At 69.7% G+C, this 25,932-nt stretch carries 23 protein-coding genes and 1 riboswitch; of the genes, 14 read left to right on the forward strand and 9 right to left on the reverse strand.

The genetic code is table 11. The features are described from left to right. Window positions 1-6: 6 nt before the first annotated feature. The 5 genes from radC (at window position 7) to ACLBX8_RS01295 (ending at window position 4,942) form a co-directional block, all read left to right on the forward strand. On the forward strand, window positions 7-753 hold the full coding sequence (gene radC, locus ACLBX8_RS01275; RefSeq protein ID WP_020093519.1) for a RadC family protein: 747 nt from the start codon (window positions 7-9) through the stop codon (window positions 751-753). A 96-nt stretch (window positions 754-849) separates the two neighbouring features. Continuing rightward, window positions 850-2,283 (forward strand): circularly permuted type 2 ATP-grasp protein, encoded by a 1,434-nt coding sequence (locus tag ACLBX8_RS01280; RefSeq protein WP_447714504.1) that lies wholly within the window; start codon window positions 850-852, stop codon window positions 2,281-2,283. Between the two features lie 65 nt (window positions 2,284-2,348). Next, complete coding sequence (locus ACLBX8_RS01285; protein WP_020093521.1) at window positions 2,349-3,296, forward strand: alpha-E domain-containing protein; 948 nt, start codon at window positions 2,349-2,351, stop codon at window positions 3,294-3,296. Between the two features lie 21 nt (window positions 3,297-3,317). Next, on the forward strand, window positions 3,318-4,145 hold the full coding sequence (locus tag ACLBX8_RS01290) for a transglutaminase family protein (RefSeq protein WP_020093522.1): 828 nt from the start codon (window positions 3,318-3,320) through the stop codon (window positions 4,143-4,145). 44 nt (window positions 4,146-4,189) lie between these two features. After that, the gene (locus ACLBX8_RS01295) at window positions 4,190-4,942 is read left to right on the forward strand and encodes a peptidase (RefSeq protein ID WP_020093523.1); all 753 of its coding nucleotides are present in this window, start codon (window positions 4,190-4,192) and stop codon (window positions 4,940-4,942) included. Window positions 4,943-5,000: 58 nt separating this feature from the next. Here the strand turns inward: ACLBX8_RS01295 and ACLBX8_RS01300 are convergent, their stop codons facing one another. Genes ACLBX8_RS01300 through thiO form a run of 4 tightly spaced genes read right to left on the reverse strand, consistent with a single transcriptional unit; the run spans window position 5,001 to window position 7,892 of the window. Continuing rightward, complete coding sequence (locus tag ACLBX8_RS01300) at window positions 5,001-5,657, reverse strand: thiamine phosphate synthase (protein WP_447714505.1); 657 nt, start codon at window positions 5,655-5,657, stop codon at window positions 5,001-5,003. Next, on the reverse strand, window positions 5,654-6,457 hold the full coding sequence (gene thiG / locus ACLBX8_RS01305; protein ID WP_447714506.1) for a thiazole synthase: 804 nt from the start codon (window positions 6,455-6,457) through the stop codon (window positions 5,654-5,656). The genes ACLBX8_RS01300 and thiG overlap by 4 nt, the downstream gene beginning before the upstream one ends. Window positions 6,458-6,459: 2 nt before the next feature. Continuing rightward, the gene (gene thiS / locus ACLBX8_RS01310; RefSeq protein ID WP_020093526.1) at window positions 6,460-6,672 is read right to left on the reverse strand and encodes a sulfur carrier protein ThiS; all 213 of its coding nucleotides are present in this window, start codon (window positions 6,670-6,672) and stop codon (window positions 6,460-6,462) included. Beyond that, window positions 6,669-7,892 carry a glycine oxidase ThiO gene (gene thiO / locus ACLBX8_RS01315; protein WP_447714507.1) on the reverse strand — a complete coding sequence of 408 codons (1,224 nt, stop codon included), beginning with the start codon at window positions 7,890-7,892 and terminating at the stop codon, window positions 6,669-6,671. The genes thiS and thiO overlap by 4 nt, the downstream gene beginning before the upstream one ends. 64 nt (window positions 7,893-7,956) lie before the next feature. After that, window positions 7,957-8,085: riboswitch (TPP riboswitch) on the reverse strand. Between the two features lie 233 nt (window positions 8,086-8,318). On the opposite strand from thiO, the gene ACLBX8_RS01320 reads away from it, so the two are divergent. Continuing rightward, entirely contained in the window at window positions 8,319-8,825 is a 507-nt protein-coding gene (locus ACLBX8_RS01320) for a retropepsin-like aspartic protease family protein (protein WP_244526933.1), read from the forward strand. Between the two features lie 401 nt (window positions 8,826-9,226). Then, the gene (locus ACLBX8_RS01325; protein ID WP_447697680.1) at window positions 9,227-10,348 is read left to right on the forward strand and encodes a glycosyltransferase; all 1,122 of its coding nucleotides are present in this window, start codon (window positions 9,227-9,229) and stop codon (window positions 10,346-10,348) included. Between the two features lie 88 nt (window positions 10,349-10,436). Here ACLBX8_RS01325 and ACLBX8_RS01330 read toward each other — a convergent pair whose 3' ends face one another. From ACLBX8_RS01330 to ACLBX8_RS01345, 4 genes are all read right to left on the reverse strand, one after another. Next, on the reverse strand, window positions 10,437-11,696 hold the full coding sequence (locus ACLBX8_RS01330) for an adenylate/guanylate cyclase domain-containing protein (protein WP_020093530.1): 1,260 nt from the start codon (window positions 11,694-11,696) through the stop codon (window positions 10,437-10,439). A gap of 76 nt (window positions 11,697-11,772) precedes the next feature. Continuing rightward, on the reverse strand, window positions 11,773-13,755 hold the full coding sequence (rpoD, locus tag ACLBX8_RS01335; protein ID WP_020093531.1) for an RNA polymerase sigma factor RpoD: 1,983 nt from the start codon (window positions 13,753-13,755) through the stop codon (window positions 11,773-11,775). A 198-nt stretch (window positions 13,756-13,953) separates the two neighbouring features. Next, window positions 13,954-15,843, reverse strand: a complete 1,890-nt coding sequence (gene dnaG, locus ACLBX8_RS01340; RefSeq protein ID WP_447714508.1) for a DNA primase — start codon at window positions 15,841-15,843, stop codon at window positions 13,954-13,956. A 100-nt stretch (window positions 15,844-15,943) separates the two neighbouring features. Then, window positions 15,944-16,405: a GatB/YqeY domain-containing protein gene (locus ACLBX8_RS01345; RefSeq protein ID WP_447697682.1), complete on the reverse strand. Its 462-nt coding sequence runs from the start codon at window positions 16,403-16,405 to the stop codon at window positions 15,944-15,946. A gap of 192 nt (window positions 16,406-16,597) precedes the next feature. Between ACLBX8_RS01345 and carA the strand changes: the two genes are divergently transcribed. Continuing rightward, window positions 16,598-17,821, forward strand: a complete 1,224-nt coding sequence (gene carA / locus ACLBX8_RS01350) for a glutamine-hydrolyzing carbamoyl-phosphate synthase small subunit (protein ID WP_447697683.1) — start codon at window positions 16,598-16,600, stop codon at window positions 17,819-17,821. A 187-nt stretch (window positions 17,822-18,008) separates the two neighbouring features. After that, window positions 18,009-18,386 (forward strand): hypothetical protein, encoded by a 378-nt coding sequence (locus ACLBX8_RS01355; protein ID WP_020093535.1) that lies wholly within the window; start codon window positions 18,009-18,011, stop codon window positions 18,384-18,386. 33 nt (window positions 18,387-18,419) lie between these two features. On the opposite strand, the gene ACLBX8_RS01360 is transcribed toward ACLBX8_RS01355, so the two are convergent. Then, window positions 18,420-18,809 (reverse strand): pseudoazurin, encoded by a 390-nt coding sequence (locus tag ACLBX8_RS01360; RefSeq protein ID WP_447697684.1) that lies wholly within the window; start codon window positions 18,807-18,809, stop codon window positions 18,420-18,422. Between the two features lie 353 nt (window positions 18,810-19,162). Between ACLBX8_RS01360 and carB the strand changes: the two genes are divergently transcribed. The 5 genes from carB (at window position 19,163) to trxB (ending at window position 25,804) form a co-directional block, all read left to right on the forward strand. Continuing rightward, window positions 19,163-22,636 (forward strand): carbamoyl-phosphate synthase large subunit, encoded by a 3,474-nt coding sequence (gene carB, locus ACLBX8_RS01365; RefSeq protein ID WP_447697685.1) that lies wholly within the window; start codon window positions 19,163-19,165, stop codon window positions 22,634-22,636. Between the two features lie 90 nt (window positions 22,637-22,726). Further along, window positions 22,727-23,203 (forward strand): transcription elongation factor GreA, encoded by a 477-nt coding sequence (gene greA / locus ACLBX8_RS01370; RefSeq protein WP_170855149.1) that lies wholly within the window; start codon window positions 22,727-22,729, stop codon window positions 23,201-23,203. A 4-nt stretch (window positions 23,204-23,207) separates the two neighbouring features. Then, complete coding sequence (locus tag ACLBX8_RS01375; protein ID WP_132366934.1) at window positions 23,208-23,708, forward strand: hypothetical protein; 501 nt, start codon at window positions 23,208-23,210, stop codon at window positions 23,706-23,708. A gap of 51 nt (window positions 23,709-23,759) precedes the next feature. Further along, entirely contained in the window at window positions 23,760-24,809 is a 1,050-nt protein-coding gene (locus tag ACLBX8_RS01380) for a mitochondrial fission ELM1 family protein (RefSeq protein ID WP_447714509.1), read from the forward strand. A gap of 14 nt (window positions 24,810-24,823) precedes the next feature. Continuing rightward, on the forward strand, window positions 24,824-25,804 hold the full coding sequence (trxB, locus tag ACLBX8_RS01385) for a thioredoxin-disulfide reductase (protein WP_447680573.1): 981 nt from the start codon (window positions 24,824-24,826) through the stop codon (window positions 25,802-25,804). The last annotated feature ends 128 nt before the right edge of the window (window positions 25,805-25,932 follow it).

Consider the following 25,932-nt stretch of genomic DNA (forward strand, 5'->3'; position numbering starts at 1 on the left):
CCGGCCGTGCCCGAGCGGCAGGACGACGGTGAGGCGGGGCTGTTCGCCGACAGCGCCGCCCCGTCGCCGGTCGAGAAGGAGACGCCGCACTACCACGGCCACCGCGACCGCCTGCGGGAGAAGTTCTCCGCCGCGGGGCCCGACGCGCTGCCCGATTACGAGCTGCTGGAGCTCGTCCTGTTCCGGGCGATTCCCCGGCGCGACGTGAAGCCCCTCGCCAAGGCGCTGGTCGCCCGGTTCGGCAGCTTCGCCGAGGTGGTCAGCGCCGAGCCGGCGCGGCTCATGGAAGTGGAGGGCGTGAGCGCCGGGGTCGCGTCCGACCTCAAGGTGATCGAGGCCGCGGCGCGGCGGCTGGCCCGGGGCGCGATCCGCGAGCGCGCGCTCCTGGGCTCGTGGAGCGCCCTGCACGAGTACCTGCGCGCCACCATGGCGTTCGCCCCGCGCGAGGAGTTCCGCGTCCTCTTTCTCGACAAGCGCAACCACCTCATCGCCGACGAGGTGCAAGGGCGCGGCACCGTCGACCACACGCCGGTCTACCCGCGCGAGGTCGCCCGCCGGGCGCTCGAACTGTCGGCGACGGCCATCATCCTGGCCCACAACCACCCGTCCGGCGACCCGGCCCCGTCGGCGGCCGACGTGGCGATGACCCGCGAGATCGTGGCCGTCCTGGCGCCGCTCAAGATCGTGGTCCACGACCACGTGATCCTCGGCCGAAACGGTCACGCCAGCCTGAAAGGCCTGAAGTTGATCTGATCCTCCGGCCTCCTTGAGCGTTATCGCCCGCGGATATAGCCATGATCGGGTGGCGCGCCTCTTGCCTCAAGAGCGGGAGCGTACGGGAGGAGCGAGATGGCGGTGACGGCCTTCGACGAGATGAACGGGATCGGCGCGGCCGATCCGGCGGCCGTCCGCGACGCCTACGGCCAGCTCAAGGCTTGGCTCGACTCCACGCCGCCCGAGCATTTCAACACCCGCCGCAGCCAGGCCGAGCTGCTGTTCCGCCGGATCGGCATCACCTTCGCGGTCTACGGCGACAACCAGTCGACCGAGCGGCTGATCCCGTTCGACATCATCCCCCGGGTGATCACCAAGCCGGAATGGGCCTTCCTGGAGCGCGGGCTGACGCAGCGGGTCACCGCCATCAACCTGTTCCTCAAGGACATCTACGGCGCCCAGGAATGCATCAAGGCCGGCATCATCCCGGCCGACCTCGTCTACCGCAACGCCCATTACCGCATGGAGATGCGGTCCTTCCGCGTGCCGCACGACCTCTACGTGCACATCGCCGGCATCGACATCGTCCGGACCGGCGAGAACGACTTCTTCGTGCTGGAGGACAACGCCCGCATCCCGTCGGGCGTCTCCTACATGCTGGAGAACCGGGAGGTGATGCTACGCCTATTCCCGGACCTGTTCTCCAAGCACCGGGTCGCGCCGGTGGAGAACTATCCGGACGCCCTGCTCGCCACCCTGCGCAGCCTCGCGCCGGGCTCGGCGACCCGGGACCCGACCGTCGTGCTGCTGACCCCCGGACGCTACAATTCCGCGTTCTACGAGCACTCGTTCCTGGCCGACAAGCTCGGCGTCGAGCTGGTGGAGGCGTCCGACCTCTTCACCAAGGACGACGTCGTCTACATGCGCACCACCGAGGGGCCGCGGAAGGTAGACGTCATCTACCGCCGCCTCGACGACGACTTCCTCGACCCGCTGGTCTTCCGCCCGGACTCGGTGCTCGGCGTGCCCGGCCTGATGAACGCCTACGAGCGCGGCTCGGTCACCCTCGCCAACGCGGTCGGGACCGGCATCTCGGACGACAAGGCGGTCTACAGCTACATGCCGGAGATCGTGAAGTTCTTCACCGGCGAGGAGCCGATCCTGCACAACGTGCCGACCTATCGGTGCCGCGAGAAGGACGCGTTCGCGTACGTGATGGACAACCTGTCCGACCTGGTGGTGAAGGAGGTCAACGGCTCGGGCGGCTACGGGATGCTGGTCGGGCCGCATGCCAGCAAGCGCGAGCTCGACGATTTCGCCAAGAAGCTCAAGCACGCCCCGGACGGGTTCATCGCCCAGCCGACCCTGTCGCTCTCCACCTGCCCGACCTTCGTGGCCTCGGGCGTCGCGCCCCGCCACGTCGACCTGCGGCCCTTCGTGCTGTGCGGGGCCGACAAGATCCGCATCGTTCCGGGCGGCCTGACTCGGGTGGCGCTGAAGGAAGGCTCCCTGGTGGTCAATTCCAGCCAGGGCGGTGGCACCAAGGATACCTGGGTGCTCGACGCCTGAGCTCCGCGATATCCGGACGTTCCGAGGCGCGGACACCGTGGTCCGCACGACTTGGCTGAAGACCGATGCTCTCCAGGACTGCCGACAACCTCTTCTGGCTCTCCCGCTACGTCGAGCGCGCCGACTTCGTCGCCCGTATCCTCGACGCGGCGCACCGATTCGCGTCTCTGCCGACGAGCTACGGCGGCGGCGGGAGCAACGAGTGGGAATCGGCCCTCGCCTCGGCCGGCGACCCCGACGCGTTCAAGACCCATTACAGCGCGATCAACGCCGACACGGTCTGCGACTTCCTGGCCTTCAGCCCGCACAACCCGTCCTCGATCCGCTCCTGCATCGAGGCGGCCCGCGAGAATGCCCGCTCGGTGCGCACGGCGCTCACCACCGAGATGTGGGACGCGATCAACGGCGCGTGGCTGGAGCTGCGCAACTACGCCGGCAAAGACCTGAACCGCGACGAGTTCGGCCGCTTCCTCGACTGGGTGAAGACCGTCTCGCTGACCTTCGACGGCTCGGCCTTCCGGACGATGCTGCGCAACGACGCCTTCTGGTTCACTCGGCTCGGCACGGCGATCGAGCGGGCGGACAACACCGCCCGCATCCTCGACGTGAAGTACCAGATCCTGCTGCCGCACGACGAGACGGTGGGCGGCAGCCTTGACTACTTCCAGTGGACCACGATCCTGCGCGAAGTGTCGGCGTTCAACGCCTACCACTGGGTTTACCGGGAGAGCATCAAGCCGCTGCTGGTGGCCGACCTCCTGATGCTCAACAAGCAGATGCCGCGCTCCTTCGCGAACTGCTACGGCGTGATCGTCGAGTATCTCGACCTGATCGCCGACGCCTACGGCCGCCGGGGCCCGAGCCAGCGCCTCGCGGGAAACATGTTGGCGAAGCTGGAGGGCGAGGATATCGACCGGGTCTTCGCCACCGGGCTGCACGAGTTCGTCGAGGCGTTCATCGCCGAGAACAACAAGGTGGGCGAGGCGATCGCGAAGCAGTATCTGGTCGGCTGAACAGGACGAACAGGACGGCGCATGCGCATCCGCGTGGTTCACGAGACCATCTACACGTACGAGCAGCCCGCCCGCGGGCTCGTGCAGGTCCTGCGGCTGACGCCGCGCGACCATGATGGGCAGTACGTCCGCGGGTGGCGGATCGACACCACCGTCGACGGGCGGCTGACCGCCCGCGAGGACGGGTTCGGCAACGTCGTCCACTGGTTCACCCCGGACGAGCCGGCCGACGCCCTGACCATCCGGGTCACCGGCGAGGTCGACACCGACGACACGCACGGCGTCGTGCGTGGCACGGTGGAGCGCCTGCCGGACGAGTTCTACCTGCGCGACACGGACCTGTGCGCCGCGAGCCCGGAGTTGCACGCCTTCGCGGAGCGCGTCGCCGCCGAGGACGACGGTGCGACCTTGGCCCGACTCCACCGGCTGATGGGGGCGGTCCACGGTGCTGTGGCCCACGAGCCCGGTCCCGCGAGCGGCGCGGTGCCAGCCGGCAAGGCGTTCGCGGCGGGCCGCGGAATCTGCCAGGATCTCGCCCACGTGCTCATCGCCGCCGCCCGCCACATCGGCATCCCGGCGCGCTACGTCGCCGGCTACCGGGCCCGGGAGGACGGGCAGGCGGATGTCGAGGCGCCCCACGGCTGGGTCGAGGCCCTGGTGCCGGATCTCGGCTGGGTGGCGTTCGACCCGTGCTACGACGTCAGCCCGACGGACAACTACATCCGCGTCGCCACCGGCCTGGACTATCTCGGGGCGGCGCCGATCCGCGGCAGCCGGACCGGCGGTGGCACCGAGACACTGGACGTGAAGCTCCGGGTCGAGCAAGGCAGGGCCGCCGCTCAATCCTGACCGTCCCGACCCCAGTCCGCCGACCGCACGAGAGCCCGAAAACGATGACCTACTGCGTCGGTGTCCTGGTGGAGGAAGGGCTGGTCATGGTCGCCGATACCCGCACCAATGCGGGGCTCGACGACATCTCGACCTACCGCAAGCTCCACCATTTCAACGTGCCGGGCGAGCGGGTGATGATGCTCGCTTCCGCGGGCAACCTCTCGATCACTCAGTCGGTGCTCAGCCTGCTCCAGGAGGGCGTGCCCGGCGAGGAGGAGGGTGAGCCGCCGCAGAAGCTCGTCGAGGCGCCGACGATGTTCCAGGCGGCGCAGCTGATCGGCCGGGCCATCCGGCGGGTGCGCGCCATCGAGAAGGACGGGTTCGAGGCCGCCAACATCCGGTTCTCGATCTCGCTGCTGTTCGGCGGCCAGATCGGCACCGGCGAGATGCGGCTGTACCTGATCTACTCCGCCGGCAATTTCATCGAGTGCAGCACCGACGCGCCGTTCCTCCAGATCGGTGAGCACAAGTACGGCAAGCCGATCCTCGACCGCGCCGTGAAGTACACGACCGACCTCTACGACGCCCTCAAGGTGAGCCTGGTCTCGATGGATTCGACCATGCGCTCCAATCTGGGCGTCGGCCTGCCGATCGACATCGCGGTCGCTCGCCGGAACGCGCTGACGCTCGAGGTGAACCACCGGATCGAGGCCGGCGAGGGCTACTTCCACGATCTGCGCGAGCGCTGGTCGGCTGCGCTGCGCGCGGCGCACCGGGCGATCCCGCGCCCGCCCTACGGACCGTCCAACGCCTAGGGCAACTACAGCATCGGCCGTCTTGCTCCGCTGCGCTCGCCGGGACGGGGGCAGATTTCTACGTGGCTGTCCGAGCCGCTGAAGACTCCGCTGCGCCCCAGGCCTTCAGGAGCGCCCGGGTCGCGTCGGCCGGATCCAGGGCGCGCATCGGGCCACCCATGACGGCGAAGCCCGCAGCCCCCGCCGCGCGACAGGCCCCGATCATCTCGGGCCCGACACCGCCCAGGGCCACGATCGGCAGGCCCGCCGCCCGCGCGGCGCCGATCCCCTCGGACCCGAGCGCCGGCCCGTAGCCGGGCTTGCTCGCGGTCGTGTAGATCGGGCTGAGGGTCACGTAATCGGCGCCGGCCTGCGCGGCAGCCGCAGCCTCGCGCGGCGCGTGGGCCGAGACGCCGATCAGCGCGAGCGGACCGAGTGCCGCCCGCGCCGCCGCGATCGCCTCCGGTCCCGAGCCGCCGCCGAGATGCAGGCCGTCGGCACCGAGGGCGCGCGCGAGCGCGACATCGCCTCCGATCGTCAGGACGCCGTTCGCGGCCCGCACGCGCTCGGCCACGCGCGCGCCGAGGCGCAGGCGGGCATCCGCCTCCAGGTCCCTGTCGCGGAACCAGATCCAGCGCCCGCCGCCGTCGAGGACCGCCTGGACGGTCTCGGCGAGGGGCCGCGGATGCCCGTGCCGGTCCGTCACCGCGAGCAGCGGCGACGGTAGCGCCCTCACGAGCCGACGAGGCCGAGCTGCGGGCTCGACGGTTCGGCCCGGCCGCGGCGGGGGATCCGCCCGGCGCGGTGCGCGTCGCGCCCGGCCTCCACGGCCCGGCCCATGGCGCGAGCCATCCGCACCGGATCGTCGGCCTTGGCCACGGCGGTGTTGATCAGGCAGGCGGAGGCGCCGAGCTCCATGGCAATCACCGCGTCCGATGCGGTGCCGATGCCGGCATCGACCACCACCGGCACCGTCGCCCGGCGGCAGATCAGCTCCAAGTTGGCCGGATTGGCGACACCCATCCCGGAGCCGATCAGCGAGCCCATGGGCATCACCGCGGCGCAGCCGAGATCCTCCAGGCGCTGGCACACGATCGGGTCGTCGTTGCAGTAGGGCAGCACGACGAAGCCGTCGTCCACGAGATGGCGGCAGGCCTCGATCAGCTCCATCACGTCCGGGTAGAGCGTCTCGCGGTCGCCGATCACCTCGACCTTGATCCAGTTGGTGTCGAGCGCCTCGCGGGCGAGTTCGGCGGTCATGATCGCGTCGCGGGCCGTCTCGCAGCCGGCGGTGTTCGGCAAGAAGCGCTTGCCCTTCAGGATCTTGACCGTGTCCGAGCCGTGGCCCTGGAGCGAGACCCGGCGGATCGAGGCGGTGACCACGTCGGCGCCGCTCGCCGCGACGGCGTCGCGCATGATCGCCTGCGTCGGGTAGCCGGCGGTGCCGATGAACAGCCGGGACGACAGCCTCACCCCGGCGATGGTCAGGCCGTCATCCCCACCCTCGGGGCGCGGCGGCAAGTGACTCTGGTCCATGCTCAACCTCCCTGCATGGCGCGGACGATCTCGACCCGGTCGCCCTCCGCGACCGGTGTCTCGCCCCAGTCCCGGCGGCGCAGAACGCGGCCGTTCAGCGCGATGGCGACGCCCTGCGGGCTCTCGATGCCGCTCTCCTCCGCCTCCAGGCGGAACAGGGCGTCCACCGTCTCGACCGCGCACTCGCGCGGCTCACCGTTGACGAGGAGTTTCATGCCGAGGCCCTCAGCGCTTCCGGCTGGCCGAAGCGCGCGCGGGTGAAGGGACGCGCCACCTCCGGCAGCGCGCCGCGCAGCACCAGCGCGGCGATCGCGTCGGCGGTCACCGGGGCGAGCAGGTAGCCGTTGCGGTGATGCCCGGTGGCGGCGACGAGGCCCGGCGCGATCGCGTCGAGGATCGGTGCGTCGTCGTCCGAGGTCGGGCGGTACCCGCTCCAGACCGCCTCCACCTCCATCTCCTCGATGCCGGGTAGCACCCGGCGGGCACCCTCCAGCAGGGCGTAGAGTCCGCCCGCGGTGACGCCGGGACGGAAGCCGCAATCCTCCACGGTCGCGCCCACGACGAGTTGGCCGTCGCTCTTCGGGGCCATGTGGACCTGCTCGGTCCAGACCATCCGCGCCAGGGTACCGGTCCGAGCGGTGGTGCGCAGGGCCAGGGACTGGCCCTTCAGCGGGCGGACCGGAAGGGCGAGCGCGTCGGGCAGCAGGCCGCCCTCCCCGCTCCAGGCGCCGGAGGCGAGGATGACGGTCTCGGCCGCGACGACGCGGTCGCCGGCGCGGATCCCGGTCACGCGGCCACCCGACCAGTCCAGGGCGGTGACGGGGGTCCGCTCAACCAGGATCGCGCCGGCGCGGCGGCAGGCCTCGGTAAGGGCGTCCATGACCAGACGGGGATCGATCTGATGGTCGAGCGGGCAGTGGATCCCGGCGGTGACGGAGGGGCGCAGGCCCGGCTCCAGGCGCCGGACCTCGCTGCCCGGCAGCCACGTGGCCTCGAGCCCCGAGCGGCGCTGAAGGTCGAAGCGGAAGCGCAGGCGCTCGACCTCGTCGCGGCCGACCGCCAGCACCAGGGTGCCGTCGGCGCGGTAGTCGATCGCCCGGCCGGACTCGGCCTCCAGGGCGTCGCGGAACGCGGGCCAGAGCCGCAGCGAGTCCAGGGCGAGCGGCAGCAGCGGATCGGAGCCCGGCTCGTGCTCGGCGGCCGGGGCCAGCATGCCGGTGGCCGCGAGGCTCGCGCCCGCCCCGATCGTGTCCCGCTCCAGCACCGTCACGGCGCGGCCGGCCCGGGCGAGGCGCCACGCGATCGACAGCCCGATCAGCCCGCCGCCGACCACGGCGACGTCCGTCCGCGCCGGAAGGGTCGCCGGCGCGACGCTGCCGTCCGGGTTGCGGCGGCGGCCGATCGGTGAGGCGGGTCGGTCGAGGGGCACAATCATCTCCGCGGATTGCCGTCGCGGAGATCGGGCCGTGCGCTTCGGTGAGAAGCTGTGGCCTGCCTTTCAGGCGGCCGCGGTCCAATCCCTACGCCGGTATGAGCCGGATCAGGTTCGAAGGATTTCCGCGCCGCAGGTCCTGACGGACGTGCCAGCGGTTTCTCAGCCCCTTGCCGGGGATCTCCCTGGAACAGACGCAGATGTGGCTCCCCGGCCGCTGCCGGTCAACCCCGCGCCGCGACCATCCGGGCGTTCCCGCGACAATCCGATGATCCCGGTGACGATCTGGACACCAAGCGGAGCGGAATCGGCGCGCGCGCCGCGGCGGCGGCCGCGATCGCGCACCATCCCTTCACCGGTCTGGCCTCTCATCACCGGGATTCCGGAACGTCTCCGGTCGCCGGCACTCCACGTCACGGGCGGACTCGCGTGCGCGCAATCCTATTGATCTGCCTGCTCGGCTTCCTCGGTGTCACGGCCGCCTTGAAGCTGCGCGACGGCATGAGGCCGGCGCCGGTGGCCCTCGCCGTCACGCCGCCGCCGGAGCCCGTTCCCGCAGTCGACGCCGCCGGCGTGGCCCTCCAGGCCGGGCGCAACGGCCACTTCTTCGTCAATGCGCTGTTGGACGGCCGCTCGCTGCCGATGATGGTCGATACGGGGGCGAGCGCCTGCGCGTTCTCCGAGGAGGATGCCGCGCGGATCGGGATCCGGGTCACTCCGGCCGATTTCACCCGCGTCTGGAACACCGCGAACGGCACGGTCCGCGTGGCGCCGATCCGGATCGCCATCGTGCAGATCGGATCGATCACGGTGCGGGACGTCGATGCGGTCGTGATCCCGCGCGGGCTCCTGTCGACGAGTTTGCTGGGCATGTCGTTCCTCAGGCGTCTGCGCGATTTCGGCATCTCCGGCAGCACGATGACGCTCCGGGGCTGAAGCGGCCGGAGATCAACGCTGATCTGTCTGGCCGAGGCGCTCCTGTGGGGGGGGCCCCCAAGCTTGCACCACGGGATCGGCTGCGGGCCCAACGCCCGCGCCGATGACCTACGGCGTTCGGGCCTCGTGCCAGCCCGATGGCGGGCGTCTCCTGATCCGCTCGATCAGTCTATCGATTGCATGTATTTCCAATTATGAGACCATGAAGCCGGAGTATTTATATACAAATCGACGATTGTCTGTCCTGACGGATATTTAATCTAAATTTTGCCGAAGGATATGTTTGTTTTGTCAGCGCATTACGGCAATGCTAGGAGCCTGCATGACTGCGCATCCGACACGTGAGCGCGCGATGGGACGGCTTCGGCATGAAGAATCGCGGATCGACGATCTGTTTGTCCATGATCGTGAAGGACGAGGCCCACGTTATTCGGCGTTGCCTCGATTCTGTTCGTCCGATCATCGATCATTGGATCGTCGTCGATACCGGCTCGACGGACGGGACCCAGGATGTTGTCCGCGCCGCGCTCGCGGACATACCGGGTGCCCTGGTCGAGCGCTCCTGGGTCGACTTCGCCTTCAATCGGAACGAGGCCTTGAAACTCGCGCGGCGTCACGCGCAGTACGCATTGATCATCGACGCCGACGATGAGCTGATCATCCCGGCGGACTTCACGATGCCGAAGCTGCGTGCGCCCGGCTATCGGTTCGAGATCATCGACGCGCACACGCGGTACTGGCGCAACCAGCTGGTCAGCACCCGGGAGAACTGGCGTTACCGGGGCGTCCTGCACGAATTCCTCAGCTGCCCCGGCGTGACAGAGACACCGATCCTCCCCCTCGCGATGCGTCGGGGCGACGACGGTGCCCGCCACCGCGACGCGACGGCGGACGCGCGGGATATCGCCGTCCTCGAGAAGGCGCTGGCGGTCGAGACGGACCCCTTCATGATCGCCCGGTACACGATGTACCTCGGCACCACCTACGACGCCGCCGGCGAGTACCGGAAAGCGCTCGCCTGCTTCCTGAAGCGGGCCGATCTCGGCGGATGGGACGAGGAGGTCTATTTCAACCTGCTGATGGCCGCGGTGAACGCGGAGCGCCTCGACGAGCCGGAGGACAGGGTGCTGCAGCTCTACGAGCGCGCCACCGCAATCCGTCCGGGGCGGGCGGAGGCGCGCCACGGGGCCAGCCGATTCTGCAGGCTGAGGAAGCGGTTCGCGGAAGGCTATCGTTACGCCGAGGCGGGCCTGGCGCTCGAGCTTCCGAGCGAGGGCATCTCCCTGAACCCGTGGGTCTACGAGTACGGCTTGCTCGACGAGTTCGCCCTCAACGCGTACCACAGCGGCCAGTTCAGCGCCTGCGGACATGCCTGCCTGAAGATCCTCGAGCGGGCGCATGTCCCGCGGGAGGTCGCCATACGCGCCGGCGCCCTGGCCCGGGACGTGATGGCGCAGATGATCGATCCGGTCTGGGGTTGCCGGCACACGCCCTACGCTCTGCCGTTCGTGCCGACGTGGTGAACGCGCACCGCGCGGATCGGCTGCGGGCCTCAGATCGCGGCTTATCTCCGTGAGCGCCGCGTGACGTCGGGACCGATCAAAGGGCCGCTCAGCTGGACTTGCGCGGGCGCAGGAATTTCGGCCGGAACACCGCCATGGGCTCGTCGAAGCCGTTGAGCCGGTGCTCTCCCATTGGGATCGGGTCTCCCCAGAGGAAGTCCACGAAGGGCTTCGACATCAGCAGCGGCTCGCCGAGGGCGCGGTTCAGCTGCGCGATGCGGCTCGCGAGGTTCACGTCGCGGCCGATCACCGTGAAGTCGAGGCGTGAGCCGGACCCGACATTGCCGTAGGCGGCCTCGCCGTGGTGGAGCGCGATGCCGGCGGCCACCGGCACCGGGAACTGGTGTAGGGCGTTCGCCTCGTCGAGGGCCGCCAGGGCGTGCTGGGCCGCCGTGAGCGCGCCCTTGGCCGCGCCGCCCAGATCGTCGCCGGTTTCCCGGAAGATCGCCAGCAGGCCGTCGCCGAGATACTTCAGGACCTCGCCGCCCTCACGCTCGATCGGCGGCACGAGGCAGTCGAAGAACACGTTGAGCAGGCCCACCGCCTCCTCCGGCGTCATGTCGGCGGTGGTGCGGGTGTAGTCGCGCATGTCGGCGAACAGGATCGCCGAGCGGATCCGGGTCACCTGCCCGCGGCGGATGTCGCCGGCCAGGATCGCCCGGTGCGGCTCGTCGCCGACATAGAGCCGGAGCACGTGGTCGAGCTGCTTGTTGAGGACGCGCATCTCCATCACGGCCGCCAGCGCCGGCATGACGAAGCGGAGGATCGCGATGTCGTCGTCCCGGAACCCCTCGGGGGCCCGCGTGGCGAAGGTGATGCCGTTCTGCGTGCCGTTCGTGAAGAACAGGGGCGCGACGACGTAGTGGGTGTAGCCGCCGGCCTTCAGGTCGGGAACGATCGCGTAGGCGTCGTCCGGGGTCTTCGACAGGTCGAGGATCAGCCACTCGCCGGTCTCGTGGACCGTGTGGAACGGGCTGTTGAGGTACGCGTCCGTCGAGCGGGCCCCGTGGGGGAACAGCCGCACGGTGGTGCCGCCGTCGCGGGTCCAGATTCGGCCGACTCCGGCATATTCCGAGTGCAGGGTGTCGATCGCCGTGGAGGCCCGGTCCACCGGCACGCCGATCGCGATCAGGCGCTCGGCGAGCCCGGCCAGCATCTCCTCGGCGTTGGGCATCCGCGCGCCCTCGCCGAGAAGCCAGTCGCGGATGCCCACGGAGGGCTGGAGCGCGCCGAAGGGCACGTCGTCGGCCTCCGAGCCGTCCGCGAAGGCCGTCGGGGATCCGGGCGTTGGCGGGCGGCGTTCGAGCATGGCGCCAGACTGGATGCCGCGCGGCACCGTGGCAACGCGGGCGACGGGGAAGCGCCGCGCGGTTCGCGGCGCGGGCTCAGTTGTCCAAGAAGCTCCTGAGCTTCCGGCTGCGCGAGGGATGCTTCAGCTTCCGCAGCGCCTTCGCCTCGATCTGGCGGATGCGCTCGCGGGTCACCGAGAACTGCTGGCCGACTTCCTCCAGGGTGTGGTCGGTGTTCATGCCGATGCCGAAGCGCATGCGCAGCACGCGCTCCTCGCGGGGCGTGAGCGAGGCGAGCACGCGCGTCGTGGTCTCGCGCAGGTTCGACTGGATCGCCGCGTCGATCGGCAGGACGACGTTCTTGTCCTCGATGAAGTCGCCGAGGTGGCTGTCCTCCTCGTCGCCGATAGGCGTCTCGAGGGAGATCGGCTCCTTGGCGATCTTCAGGACCTTGCGGACCTTCTCCAGCGGCATGGCCAGCTTCTCGGCCAACTCCTCCGGGGTCGGCTCGCGGCCGATCTCGTGCAGCATCTGGCGCGACGTGCGGACGATCTTGTTGATCGTCTCGATCATGTGCACCGGGATGCGGATGGTCCGGGCCTGGTCGGCGATCGAGCGGGTGATCGCCTGCCGGATCCACCACGTGGCGTAGGTCGAGAACTTGTAGCCGCGGCGGTACTCGAACTTGTCGACCGCCTTCATCAGGCCGATGTTGCCCTCCTGGATCAGGTCCAGGAACTGCAGGCCGCGGTTCGTGTACTTCTTGGCGATCGAGATCACGAGGCGCAGGTTCGCCTCGATCATCTCCTTCTTGGCCTGCCGGGCCTCGCGCTCGCCCTTCTGGACCATGTTGACGATGCGGCGGTACTCGCCGATCTCCAGGCCCGTCTCCGAGGCGAGGTCGAGGATCTGCGCGCGCAGCTCCGCCACCTGCCTCGAGCCGCGCTCGACCAGGTTCTTCCAGCCCTTGCCGCCGAGCGTACCGACGCGCTCCATCCAGTTCGGATCGAGCTCGTAGCCCTGGTAGTGGCGCAGGAACTCGTCGCGGGCCACGCCGTGGCTCTCGGCGAAGCGCATCAGCCGGCCCTCGTGGCCGATCAGCTGCTTGTTGATCGAGTAGAGCTGGCCGACCAGCGCCTCGATGCGGTTGTTGTTCAGAGACAGGGACTTCACGTCGGCGACGACGATGTCCTTCAGCTCGATCTGCTTCTGGTTCTGGGCCGGGGTGTTCTGCTCGCCGGCGGCCTTGCGCTCGGTGCCCTCGATCTGGAACTTGCGCAGCTTGCGGTAGTTCGCGGCGATCGCGTCGAAGGTCTCGAGGACCCGCGGCTTGATCTCCGCCTCCATGGCGGCAAGCGAGACGTTGTTCTCGAGGTCGTCCTCGTCGTCGCCACCCTCCGGCGGCGCGGGCGGCTCCGCGTCGTCCCCGCCATCCTCGCCCTCGGCGATCTGCGGCGCGTTCTTGCCGTCCGGGCCCGCGTAGGTCGCCTCGAGGTCGATGATGTCGCGCAGGAGAACCTTGCCCTCCACGAGCTCGTCCCGCCAGATGATGATCGCCTGGAAGGTCAGCGGGCTCTCGCAGAGACCCGCGATCATCGCCTCGCGGCCGGCCTCGATGCGCTTGGCGATGGCGATCTCGCCCTCGCGGGACAGGAGCTCCACCGAGCCCATCTCGCGCAGGTACATGCGCACCGGATCGTCGGTGCGGTCGGTCGGCTCCTTGGTGGTCGTGGCGACCGCGACGGCGCGCGCCGGCGCGACCTCGGCGACCTCGCCGCCCTCGGCCTCCTCCTCCTCGCCGTCCGCGGCCTTCTCGCCCGCGGCCTCGTCGGTCTCCTCGGCCTCGACGACGTTGATGCCCATCTCGGAGAGCTGCGAGAGCACGTCCTCGAGCTGGTCCGGATCGGACTGCCCCTCGGGCAGGACCTCGTTGACCTCCTCGTAGGTCACGTAGCCGCGCTTCTTGGCGAGCTTGACCATCCGCTTGACCGAAGCATCCGTCAGGTCGAGGAGCGGCCCGTCGGTCTGCTGCTCGGGGGCAGCGTCCGTCTCGTCCCGTTCCGTTGCCTTCGTCGCCATGATCAGCCTATTGTTTCGCACGCGGCGCGTAGCGGAGGCCCCGATGAGGCCAGTCCACGCCGTCGGCGCCGCTGTATGAGATCGGCGCCGGATCGCTCCGGTCGCCGTGAGTCGTCGGTTTCCGTATGCAAGCCCGAGGCTTGACCGATTGTTAACTATGGCGGGACACGTCACCCCGCCACCGCCATGACACAGGCATCACACGGCCGTCGAGTCGCTCGACACCGGTGCATCGGCCTCCGCCTCGGCGGCGATGACGGTTTCCAGCCTCGCCTTCACTTCGCAGAGCCATGCCCACCCGGCATCGGTCGGATCGTCCTCAAACGCCTGCCGTGCTTCGCGAAGTTCGCTATGTAGCGCTCCTGCCTGCCGGTGCAAGATCATCGCCTGTCGGAGCGCGTCTGCGCGGTGGGCAGGATCGGCGTGCGGGGCCAGGGTCGTGCGGTCCCGCGAGCGGGCCAGGGCGAGGATTCGGTCGGCCGCCCCAGCGAGTCCGGCGCGGTTGATGCGGTTCTGCAACACCTCGGGCGCCGCGTGCTCGTCCTCGGCCGCGCAGGCCAGCAGGACCGACAGCAGCGCCCGGGCGTCGGGATCGGCGAAGTCGAGCTCGGCCGCCTCCTCGCCGAACTCCGCCATCATCTCGGGATGGGCCAACAGGGTGCCGACGATCACCGCCTCACGCACCGGGGCGGCGCCCGTGAAGCCCGCCGAGGCCGTCACCGAGGGACTCGGGCTCCCGGTGATGCGCGGCGAGACCGGCTCGCCGGGCCGGGCGAAGCGCTGGCGCCCGCGCGGGGTCCCGCCGGCGGCGCGGTTGCCGCGGGGCGACAGGCCGCGCAGGCGCTCCTCGACATCGTCGCGATAGTAGCGCCGCACGGTCTCGTCGCGAATCGTCGCGACGGTGGTGCGCAGGGTCTGGGTCAGGCCGGCGCGGCGCTCCGGCGTGTCGACCGGTCCCGCCTCGAGGGCGCGCCGCCACAGCAGCTCCGAGAGGGGAAGCGCGGCCGCGAGTACCTGGTCGATGGCCGTCGGGCCGCCCGAGCGCAGCAGGTCGTCCGGATCCTGGCCGCCCGGCAGCAGCGCGATCCGCAGCGAGCGGCCGGGCTCGAGGAGCGGCAGCGCGATGTCGAGGGCCCGGAAGGCCGCCCGCTGGCCGGCCTTGTCGCCGTCGAAGCACAGGATCGGCTCGTCGGCGTGGCGCCAGAGCAGCCCGAGCTGGTCCTCGGTGAGAGCGGTGCCCAGCGGCGCCACCGTCTCGGGATGGCCCGCGAGCGTCATGGCGATGACGTCGACGTAGCCCTCCACCGCGATGATCGAGCCGCGATCATGCGCGGCCTTGCGGGCGCCGTGGAGGTTGTAGAGCGTGCGTCCCTTGTGGAAGAGCGGCGTCTCCGGCGAGTTGAGGTACTTGGCGCGCACCTCCTTGGCGAGCGCCCGGCCGCCGAAGGCCACGACCCGGCCGCGGGTGTCGGTGATCGGGAACATCACCCGGTCGCGGAAATAGTCGTAGGGGACCGAGACCCCCTCCCCCGCCGCGAGCAGGCCGAGTTCGACCATCAGCGCCTTCTCGACCCCCTGCCCGGCGAGGTGGTCGCGCAGGGCGTAGCGCTCGCCCGGCGCGTAGCCGAGGCGGAAGGCGCGCTGCGTCTCGTCCCGCAACCCGCGCCGCTCGAGATAGGCGCGGGCCTCGCTGCCCTGGCCCGATCGCAGGCGCTCCTCGAACCAGCGCGCGGCCATCTCCATGACCTCGATCGCCCCGGACCGCTTCTGCTCGCTGGCGCGGTTGTCCTCGGTGGGCGCCGGCAGGCTGACGCCGGCCTCGCCCGCCAGCCGCTCGACCGCCTCGGGGAAGCTGAGGCCCTCCGTCTCCATCAGGAAGGTGAAGATGTCGCCGTGCTTGGAGGACGAGAAGCAGTGGTAGAACTGCTTCTGGTCGTTCACGTAGAAGGACGGCGTCTTCTCTGCGTTGAACGGCGACAGGCCGCGCCACTCGCGGCCGGCCTTCTTCAACTGCACGCGGCGGCCGACCACCGACGAGGCCGGCAGCCGGGAACGGATCTCTTCCAGGATGTGGGGCGGATAGCGCACGGGGCCTGGGACGGGTTGCGTGAACCCGCTCCTATAGCGCGAGAGGCGTGACCGAGTCCCTCACACCCCCTGAATCCGGTGGAGGATTGCGGGGAGAGGTTCAGCCCTTCGCCGCCAGCGCCGCCTTCACCAGGCCGCTCGCCTTGCCGAAATCCATCCGGCCCGCGAAGGTGCCCTTCAGGGCGGCGATCACCTTGCCCATGTCCTTCGGGCCGGCCGCGCCGGTCTCGAGGATCGCCGCCTCGACCGCCACCTTCATCTCGGTCTCGTCCATCTGCTTCGGCAGGAAGCTCTCGATGATCGCGATCTCGGCGCGCTCGTTAGCGGCGAGCTCCGGACGCCCGCCCTGCTCGTAGACGGCAGCCGATTCGGTGCGCTGCTTGGTCATTTTCTGGAGGAGCGACAGGATCTCCTCGTCGGAGATCGGCTCCTTGCCGTTGCCGCGGGCCTCGATGTCCCGGTCCTTGAGGGCGGCCTGGATCATCCGGACGGTCGCCAGCCGCTCCTTGTCGCCGGCCTTCATGGCCTCCTTCATCTCGGTGGTGAAGCGCGCGCGCAGCATCTCGATGAACCTTCCAACGGTCGAAGCGGGGGGCTGGCCTGCGATTTGCGGGTGTTGAGCCCTGCCGGCAGCGGAGCCACATTGACCCCATCGCGGGCCGCTCGCTAAGAGCGCCGCACACGATCATGCCGCAAGCCGAGAGCGCCGCAACCCGGCGCCCGCCTTTGGCCGGACATAAGCGAGACTCAGCCCATGCTGCAAGACGCCGCCGCGCATGCCCCCGAGCCTCAGGCTCCCGAGCCCTGGGCCGAGCCCGTCGCGACGGCCCTGCTGGTGCTGGCCGACGGCACCATTTTGGAGGGATTCGGCATCGGCCAGACCGGCGTGGCCGACGGCGAGGTCTGCTTCAACACCGCGATGACCGGCTACCAGGAAATCCTGACGGACCCGTCCTATGCCGGCCAGATCGTCACCTTCACCTTCCCGCATATCGGCAATGTCGGCACCAACGACGAGGATCTGGAGAGCCTGGAGGCGGCGCCGGCCTCGGGCGTCCGCGGCACCGTCATCGCCTCGGCGGTGACGAACCCGTCGAACTGGCGGTCATCGTCGCACCTCGACGGGTGGCTCAGGGCGCGCGGCATCGTCGGCATCACGGGCGTCGACACCCGGGCGCTCACGGCCCGCATCCGCGACCGGGGCATGCCCAACGCCGTGATCGCCAACGATCCCCAGGGCAATTTCGACCGCGAGGCCCTCAAGGCCCGCGCGGCGGCCCTCGCCCCCATGGAGGGGCTAGACCTCGTTCCGCCGGTGACGAGCCGCGCGCCGTCGGAATGGTCCGAGACCGTCTGGGCGCTCGGTAACGGCTACGGCACGCGCGCACCCGGCGAGGGCCTCAAAGTCGTGGCCATCGATTACGGCGTGAAGCGCAACATCCTGCGCCTCCTCGCCCAGGCCGGCTGCGATGTCACCGTCGTGCCGGCCACCACGACGGCCGAGGAGATCCTGGCGCTGAAGCCGGACGGCGTGTTCCTGTCGAACGGCCCCGGCGACCCGGCCGCCACCGGCGCCTACGCGGTCCCGGTGATTCGCAAGCTCTTGGACCAGAAGGTGCCGACCTTCGGCATCTGCCTCGGCCACCAGCTGATGGGTCTCGCCCTCGGCGGCCGGACCGTGAAGATGGGCCAGGGCCACCACGGCGCGAACCACCCGGTGAAGGACAAGACCACCGGCAAGGTCGAGATCGTGTCGATGAACCACGGCTTCGCGGTGGACCCGGACAGCCTGCCGGAGACGGCCGTGGAGACCCACGTGTCGCTGTTCGACGGCTCGAATTGCGGCCTGACCCTCACCGACCGCCCGGCCTTCTCGGTGCAGCACCACCCGGAGGCCTCCCCCGGCCCGCGCGACAGCCACTACCTCTTCGAGCGCTTCGTGACGCTGATGCGCTCGGGCGAACCCGAGCGCTCCTGACGCGTCGTCCTCGCGAGGGCGGCAGAGCCGCGGTGCGCGGCCTTTCAGTCCTGCGTCCCGATCCCAATCGGGCCGCGGCGGGGCCATAAAATCCGCCAGATCGGACGGCTTAAGGGAGCCCACGACGGCCCCTGAACGGCGGCGCATCCGCGCCCGGCGACGGCGGCCCGTCGCAGGGGATTGCCGGATGACCATCGACGAGGCGCGCGACGATTTCTCCCGCCTGCACCGCAGCTTCACCTTCCATCTCGGCGTCGCCGCGGGCCTGTCCTGGCTGACCGCCCTCTACGCCGCCGTCTACGCCCCCTGGGTGCGCAACATCCGGGCGCTGATCGATCCGACCGGCGGCTTCGACCGCGTCGAGAGCACGGTGTCCTACCTCTTCGCCATGCCGGCGGTCCTCGCCCTCGCCTGGGTCTCGGTCTATTTCGGCCGCGAGGCCCTGCGGCGCGCGCAGACGCTCTCGAATGTCGCCGTGGAGTTCGCGGCCGCCGCATTGGTGGCCTTCGGGGTGTTCTACCTCTCGATCGACCGGGCGGTCGCCGCGCTCCACGCCGGCTTCTGAGACGGATCGGGGCGGCCAGAGCCGCCCCGGCGCCTACTGAACTTTCTCGAACAGCGGCTCGAACCGCTTGGCGGCCAGCTTGTTCTGCGGCACCGCCCGGGCCGCCTCCAGGTTCTCGGGCTTGTCGCCGACCTGGACGAGGCCGACCATCCCCATGATGTAGTGCGGCGAGCACTTGATGCCGTAGAGGCCGGGCTTGTCGAAGGTCACGGCCTCCTCCTTGCCGACCACCGTCTTGAACGGCGCCGCGCCCTCGGGCGCCATCCCCTTGATCAGCTCGGCATTGTGACCCTTGTCGGCCGGCACGAACCGCACCGTGTCGCCGGGCTGGATTTTCACGAAGGCCGGGTCGAAGACCATCATCCCGCCCGGACCGCTGTTCAAAGTCTTGATGGCAATCTCCGAAGCGTTCGCGCCCGTCATCGAGCCGATCAGAAGTATCGCGAAGAGTGTCGCTAGCCTGGGCATTTTCGGTCTCGAACGATGATGATGTCGATCGGCGCGCTGGCCGATCCATCGGAGCTTAAGGTCCGGCGTCGATTTCCTGCAAGAAATCGATGAAATCTTGTGAGAATTTATAAATCCTCCAAATCGAAGGATCGATGCCGCATCCATGCGCCGGGCGCGCGGCCAGACTGCGCGGTCGTCCCGGCCTTCCAATGCGCCCGTCGCCCGTGTAAACGCGGGGCTCAACGACATTCCCGCCACGCGCGTCCGGGAGCAGGGCTCAGTCGAGCCGTGCCCGATCGGGCGCGCTTGGCCTGAGAAGGCCCACGATGCCCAAACGCACCGACATCTCCTCGATCCTGATCATCGGTGCGGGTCCGATCATCATCGGACAGGCCTGCGAGTTCGATTATTCCGGCACCCAGGCCTGCAAGGCGCTCCGCGAGGAGGGCTACCGCATCGTCCTAGTGAACTCGAACCCCGCGACCATCATGACCGACCCGGACATGGCGGACGCGACCTACGTCGAGCCGATCACCCCGGAGATCGTCGCCAAGATCATCGAGAAGGAGCGCCCCGACGCGATCCTGCCCACGATGGGCGGCCAGACGGCGCTCAACTGCGCCCTGTCGCTGCAGAAGATGGGCGTGCTCGCGAAGTACGGCGTGCAGATGATCGGCGCCACCGCCGAGGCCATCGACAAGGCCGAGGACCGGAGCCTGTTCCGCGACGCCATGACCAAGATCGGGCTCGACACCCCGAAATCGGCGCTCGCCAACGCGTCCGCCGCCAAGAAGGCGGACCGTCAGGCCTACCTGGCCGAGATCGCCAGGATCGAGGCGGCGAACAGCGATCCGGCGGCGCGCCAGGCCGCGCTGGCGGCCTACGAGAAGAGCTGGGCCGCGGGCGAGACCGAGCGGCGCAAGCGCTACGGTGAGCACGCGATCGGGCAGGCGCTGATCGCGCTGGCCGAGGTCGGCCTGCCGGCGATCATCCGGCCGTCCTTCACCATGGGCGGCACCGGCGGCGGCATCGCGTACAACCGCGAGGAGTTCCTCGACATCGTCGAGCGCGGCATCGACGCGTCGCCGACCAACGAGGTGCTCATCGAGGAGAGCGTGCTCGGCTGGAAAGAGTACGAGATGGAGGTCGTCCGGGACCGGAACGACAACTGCATCATCGTCTGCTCCATCGAGAACATCGACCCGATGGGGGTCCACACGGGCGATTCGATCACCGTCGCGCCGGCGCTGACGCTCACCGACAAGGAGTACCAAGTGATGCGCGACGCATCGCTGGCGGTGCTACGCGAGATCGGCGTCGAGACCGGCGGCTCGAACGTGCAGTTCGCGATCAACCCTGAGAACGGGCGCATGATCGTGATCGAGATGAATCCGCGCGTCTCGCGCTCCTCGGCGCTCGCCTCGAAGGCCACCGGCTTCCCGATCGCCAAGGTCGCCGCCAAGCTCGCGGTCGGCTACACGCTCGACGAGATCGCCAACGACATCACGGGCGGCGCGACGCCGGCCTCGTTCGAGCCGACGATCGACTACGTCGTCACCAAGATCCCGCGCTTCGCCTTCGAGAAGTTCCCGGGCGCCGAGCCGACGCTGACCACCGCCATGAAGTCGGTGGGCGAGGCCATGGCGATCGGCCGCTGCTTCGCCGAATCGCTGCAGAAGGCCCTGCGCTCGCTCGAGACCGGCCTGACCGGCCTCGACGACATCGAGATCGAGGGGCTCGGCAAGGGCGACGACCACAACGCCATCAAGGCGGCGATCGGCACCCCGACCCCGGACCGGCTGCTCAAGGTCGCGCAGGCCCTGCGGCTCGGCGTCAGCCACGAGCAGGTCTACGCCTCCTGCAAGATCGACCCGTGGTTCCTCGAGCAGCTCCAGGCGATCATCGACCTCGAGAACCGCGTGAAGGCCCATGGCCTGCCGAAGACGGCCGGCGCCTTCCGCCAGCTCAAGGCCGCCGGTTTCTCGGACGCCCGCCTCGCGGTGCTGGCCAAAACCGACGAGGCCGCCGTCAGCGCGGCCCGGCGCGCGCTGGCGGTGCGCCCGGTCTACAAGCGGATCGACACCTGCGCGGCCGAGTTCAAGTCGCCCACCGCCTACATGTACTCGACCTACGTGGCGCCGTTCGCGGGCGCGGTCGTGGACGAGGCGGAGCCCTCGGATCGCAAGAAGGTCGTGATCCTCGGCGGTGGCCCGAACCGGATCGGCCAGGGCATCGAGTTCGACTATTGCTGCTGCCACGCCTGCTTCGCGCTGTCGGACGCCGGCTACGAGACCATCATGGTCAACTGCAACCCGGAGACGGTCTCGACCGACTACGACACCTCGGACCGGCTCTACTTCGAGCCGCTGACCGCCGAGGACGTGCTGGAGATCATCGAGACCGAGCGGCAGGCCGGCACCCTGCACGGCGTGATCGTGCAGTTCGGCGGCCAGACCCCGCTGAAGCTCGCCCGCGCCCTCGAGGCCGCCGGCGTGCCGATCCTCGGCACCTCGCCCGACGCGATCGACCTCGCCGAGGACCGGGACCAGTTCAAGCGGCTCCTCGACAAGCTCGGGATGAAGCAGCCGAAGAACGGCATCGCCTACTCGGTCGAGCAGAGCCGGCTGGTGGCCGAGACGCTCGGCCTGCCCTTCGTGGTGCGCCCGAGCTACGTGCTCGGCGGCCGCGCCATGGCGATCATCCGCGACGAGACCCAGTTCGCCGACTACCTGCTCGATACGCTGCCGAGCCTGATCCCCTCCGAGGTGAAGGCCCGCTACCCGAACGACAAGACCGGCCAGATTAACACGGTGCTGGGTAAGAACCCGCTCCTGTTCGACCGCTACCTGTCGGACGCGGTCGAGGTCGACGTCGACGCGGTCTGCGACGGCAAGGACGTGTTCATCGCCGGCATCATGGAGCACATCGAGGAGGCCGGCATCCATTCCGGCGATTCGGCCTGCTCCCTGCCGCCGCGCTCGCTCTCGCCCGAGATCGTGGACGAGCTGGAGCGGCAGACCAAGGCCATGGCGCTGGCGCTCAACGTCGTCGGCCTGATGAACGTGCAGTACGCCATCAAGGACGGCACGATCTACGTGCTGGAGGTGAACCCCCGCGCCTCGCGCACGGTGCCGTTCGTCGCCAAGGTCATCGGCGAGCCGATCGCCAAGATCGCGGCCCGGATCATGGCGGGCGAGCCGCTCGCGACCTTCGGCCTGAAGCCCAAGACCCTGCCGCACATCGCCGTGAAGGAAGCGGTCTTCCCCTTCGCCCGCTTCCCCGGAGTCGACGTGCTGCTCGGACCGGAGATGCGCTCCACCGGCGAGGTGATCGGGCTCGACGCCAGCTTCGGCGTGGCCTTCGCCAAGAGCCAGCTCGGCTCGGGCACCCAGGTGCCGAAGGCGGGCGCCGTCTTCGTCTCGGTTCGGGATGCCGACAAGGCCCGCATCCTGCCGACCATGAAGCTCCTGTCCGATCTCGGCTTCACCATCCTGGCGACCGGCGGCACGCAGCGCTACCTCGCGGAGAACGGCGTTCCGGCCGAGCGGATCAACAAGGTTCTGGAGGGCCGGCCGCACGTGGTCGACGCGATCAAGAACGGCGGGATCCACCTCGTCCTGAACACCACCGAGGGGGCCGGCGCCCTCTCGGACTCGCGCTCGCTCCGGCGCGCGGCCCTCTTGCATAAGGTGCCGTATTACACCACTCTAGCCGGCGCGATGGCCGCGGCCGAGGGGATCAAGGCCTATCTAGAAGGCGATCTCAAGGTCCGCGCGTTGCAGGAATACTTCGCGGCCTGAACCTCAGGGTTCCGCTGACTTCATTTCATGGCCCGGGGAGAGTGCTGCACTCTCGGCCGGGCCTCTTCATTGTGGCGCGAGACGATGGCGATAGACAAGGTTCCGATCACGGTGCGCGGGCTGGCAGCCCTCGAAGAGGAGCTGAAGCACCGCCAGCAGGTGGAGCGCCAGCGCATCATCCAGGCGATCGCGGAGGCCCGCGCGCTCGGCGACCTGTCGGAGAACGCCGAGTACCACGCCGCCAAGGAGGCGCAGTCCCACAACGAGGGTCGCGTCCTCGAACTGGAGAGCATGATCGCGCGGGCCGAAGTGATCGACGTCACGAAGCTCTCGGGTGACAGGATCAAGTTCGGCGCCACCGTGAAGCTCGTCGACGAGGACACGGAGGAGGAGAAGACCTACCAGATCGTGGGAGAGCCGGAGGCCGACGTGCGCTCGGGCCGCGTCTCGATCACCTCGCCGATCGCCCGCGCGCTGATCGGCAAGGGCGTCGGCGACACGGTCGAGGTCACCACGCCCGGGGGCGGCAAGTCCTACGAGGTCGTCGCCGTCCAGTACGGCGGCTGAGCCGATGCGCCCGCGTACGTGGGGCCGGCTCGCCGGCCTGCTCCTCGGTGCCGTCGCGGGGTCCGCGGCGGCGAGCGACTTTCCGCCGACCCCGGTCTTCTCCGACGTCCGGGTCGACGTGCGGCCGCTCCTGAACAAGGGCGCGGGGCTGCAGGCCGAGGCGCTGGCCGGCGACCTGACCGAAGCACTGCGGAAGAACTTCGCCGGTCGGATCGGCGGCCGCGGGCCGCGCCTCGTCGTGGTCGTGACGAGCCTGTCGCTGCGGCCCTATGTCGGCAGCGGTTCCCTGCGCGGCCTGGGCGGCAACTTCGAGACCGACTACATGGAGGGCGAGGCGTTGCTCGTCGGGCCCAAGGGGCAGGTGCTCGGGCGTTACCCGCAGATGACCGCGACGCCGTCGAGCTACGGCGGCGCGTGGTACGATCCGCAATTCGAGCAGCGCCGGCTCGCCGCCATCGCCGACATCTACGCCCAGTGGCTCGCCCGCGACCTGCCGCGGGATTAGAAGACGGCCGCCGGCCCCGGTCGGCGGCGTGGGGCGTATCCGGTGAGGAGCATGGCAAGCATCGACGTGTCGGAGGCGCAGAGCGCGCCGGTCAGCAGTCCGGACCCGCGGCGCGAGCGCCTGCCCGAGCTCGCCCGCGCCCGCGCCTGGATCGTCACGGACGGCAAGGCCGGCGACGAGAACCAGTGCGTCGGCATCGCCGAGACCCTGGGTCTCGACTTCGAGATCCGGAAGGTGCCGGCCTCAGGACCATTCGGCTGGATGGCGCCCTGGGGGCCGATCGACCCGCGCGAGGGCCCGCGCCGCCGCGCCGGAGCCCTGTCGGGCCCCTACCCCGACATCCTGATCGCCTCCGGCCGCCGGTCGGTCCCGTACCTGCGGACCGTGCGGCGCGCCACCGGCGGCCGGACGTTCACGGCCTTCCTGAAGGATCCGCGGACCGGCGCCGACAGCGCCGACTTCATCTGGGTGCCGGATTACGACGATCTGCGCGGTCCCAACGTCTTCACCACGCTCACGGCGCCGCACCTCGTCACCGCGGCGCGCCTGGCCGCGGCCCGGGTCCGGCCGGATCCGCGGCTCGCGCGCCTCGACGGCCCGCGGGTGGCGGTGCTGGTCGGCGGCGACAGCCGTCACCTGAGCTACCGCAAGACCGACATGAACCGCCTCGTGGAGGATCTGCGCGGACTGGCCGCGCAGGGCTGCCGGCTGATGGTGACGATTTCCCGCCGGACGCCGAACCCGCTCCGCGACGCCGTGAAGGTGCTGGCCGCCGAGACCGGGGGGTTCCTCTGGGACGGGAGCGGCGACAACCCCTACGTGGCCATGCTGGCGCTCGCCGAGGCGATCGTCGTGACCTCCGACTCGGCCAACATGGTTAGCGAGGCGGTGTCCACCGGCGCGCCGGTCCTGCTGTTCGACCTGCCGCGTACCTATATTCGGCATCGGCGCATGTTCGCCGGGCTGGCGATCGCCGGGGCGCTGCGACCGTTCACCGGTCAGTTGGCAGATCTGACGTACAAGCCGATCGACGCGACTCCGGTGATCGCCCGGGCGCTCGCCGACGCCTATGCCGCGCGCCGCGCGGCCGAACCGGCCTGAGGAGACCGAGACAGATGGCCCACACCCACGCCAAGCTCGTCATCATCGGCTCGGGACCCGCCGGCTACACGGCGGCGATCTACGCCGCCCGCGCCATGGTCGAGCCGTTGCTGATCTCCGGCTTCCAGCCGGGCGGCCAGCTCATGATCACCACAGATGTCGAGAACTACCCGGGCTTCGCCGAGGCCATCCAGGGCCCCTGGCTGATGGAGCAGATGCGCCTCCAGGCCGAGCACGTCGGCACTCGGATCGTCTCGGAATACATCACGAAGGTCGATCTCAAGCAGCGGCCGTTCCGCCTCGAGGCCGATTCCGGCGAGACCTACTCGTGCGACGCCTTGGTCATCGCCACGGGGGCGCAGGCCAAGTGGCTCGGCATCCCGTCCGAGGCGGCGTTCCAGGGGGGCGGCGTCTCGGCCTGCGCGACCTGCGACGGTTTCTTCTTCCGCGGCAAGGAGGTCGTGGTGGTCGGCGGCGGCAACACCGCGGTCGAGGAGGCCCTGTACCTCGCCAACATCGCCAGCAAGGTGACGGTGGTCCACCGCCGCGACAGCTTCCGCGCCGAGCGGATCCTTCAGGAGCGCCTGTTCAAGCACCCGAACGTCGAGGTGCTGTGGCACCGCGAGATCGCCGAGATCTGCGGCGTGCAGAAGCCGGCACCGAACGTGACGCACGTCCGTCTCAAGGATCCGCGCTCGGGCGAGATCAGCGAGGTGAAGGCCGACGGCGTGTTCGTGGCGATCGGCCATCAGCCGGCGACCGCCATCTTCGAGGGTCAGCTGCCCATGCGCCACGGCGGCTATCTCACCGTGAAGCCCGGCACGACCGAGACCGAGATCCCGGGCGTGTTCGCCGCCGGCGACGTCACGGACGACGTCTACCGCCAGGCGATCACCGCCGCCGGCATGGGCTGCATGGCGGCGCTGGAGGCGGAGAAGTTCCTGGCCAATCTCGAGATCGGTGAGAGCCCGGTCCAAGCCGCCGCGGCGGAATGACGGCCGGACGGGCTTCCGCACCTCCCGCGCGGAGCCGTCAGGCCTGGCATTTCAACAAGTTCGCGCTGCTTGCGCTTGCGCAGGACCATGCACCGTGTGCATAGGAGTGCTGACTGCGCCGGGATGCA

The organism is Methylobacterium sp. D48H, assembly GCF_053345715.1.

Excerpts from the sequence above, each read along its gene's own strand:
- ACLBX8_RS01355 (WP_020093535.1), top strand. The coding sequence starts at position 18,009 with ATGACCATCGACGAGGCGCGCGACGATTTCTCCCGCCTGCACCGCAGC.
- thiS (WP_020093526.1), bottom strand. The coding sequence starts at position 6,672 with ATGAAACTCCTCGTCAACGGTGAGCCGCGCGAGTGCGCGGTCGAGACG.
- carB (WP_447697685.1), top strand. The coding sequence starts at position 19,163 with ATGCCCAAACGCACCGACATCTCCTCGATCCTGATCATCGGTGCGGGT.
- carA (WP_447697683.1), top strand. The coding sequence starts at position 16,598 with ATGCTGCAAGACGCCGCCGCGCATGCCCCCGAGCCTCAGGCTCCCGAG.
- ACLBX8_RS01330 (WP_020093530.1), bottom strand. The coding sequence starts at position 11,696 with ATGCTCGAACGCCGCCCGCCAACGCCCGGATCCCCGACGGCCTTCGCG.
- thiO (WP_447714507.1), bottom strand. The coding sequence starts at position 7,892 with ATGATTGTGCCCCTCGACCGACCCGCCTCACCGATCGGCCGCCGCCGC.
- rpoD (WP_020093531.1), bottom strand. The coding sequence starts at position 13,755 with ATGGCGACGAAGGCAACGGAACGGGACGAGACGGACGCTGCCCCCGAG.
- ACLBX8_RS01360 (WP_447697684.1), bottom strand. The coding sequence starts at position 18,809 with ATGACGGGCGCGAACGCTTCGGAGATTGCCATCAAGACTTTGAACAGC.
- ACLBX8_RS01295 (WP_020093523.1), top strand. The coding sequence starts at position 4,190 with ATGACCTACTGCGTCGGTGTCCTGGTGGAGGAAGGGCTGGTCATGGTC.
- ACLBX8_RS01375 (WP_132366934.1), top strand. The coding sequence starts at position 23,208 with ATGCGCCCGCGTACGTGGGGCCGGCTCGCCGGCCTGCTCCTCGGTGCC.
- thiG (WP_447714506.1), bottom strand. The coding sequence starts at position 6,457 with ATGGACCAGAGTCACTTGCCGCCGCGCCCCGAGGGTGGGGATGACGGC.
- ACLBX8_RS01285 (WP_020093521.1), top strand. The coding sequence starts at position 2,349 with ATGCTCTCCAGGACTGCCGACAACCTCTTCTGGCTCTCCCGCTACGTC.
- ACLBX8_RS01325 (WP_447697680.1), top strand. The coding sequence starts at position 9,227 with ATGATCGTGAAGGACGAGGCCCACGTTATTCGGCGTTGCCTCGATTCT.
- ACLBX8_RS01380 (WP_447714509.1), top strand. The coding sequence starts at position 23,760 with ATGGCAAGCATCGACGTGTCGGAGGCGCAGAGCGCGCCGGTCAGCAGT.
- ACLBX8_RS01345 (WP_447697682.1), bottom strand. The coding sequence starts at position 16,405 with ATGCTGCGCGCGCGCTTCACCACCGAGATGAAGGAGGCCATGAAGGCC.
- ACLBX8_RS01280 (WP_447714504.1), top strand. The coding sequence starts at position 850 with ATGGCGGTGACGGCCTTCGACGAGATGAACGGGATCGGCGCGGCCGAT.
- ACLBX8_RS01290 (WP_020093522.1), top strand. The coding sequence starts at position 3,318 with ATGCGCATCCGCGTGGTTCACGAGACCATCTACACGTACGAGCAGCCC.
- trxB (WP_447680573.1), top strand. The coding sequence starts at position 24,824 with ATGGCCCACACCCACGCCAAGCTCGTCATCATCGGCTCGGGACCCGCC.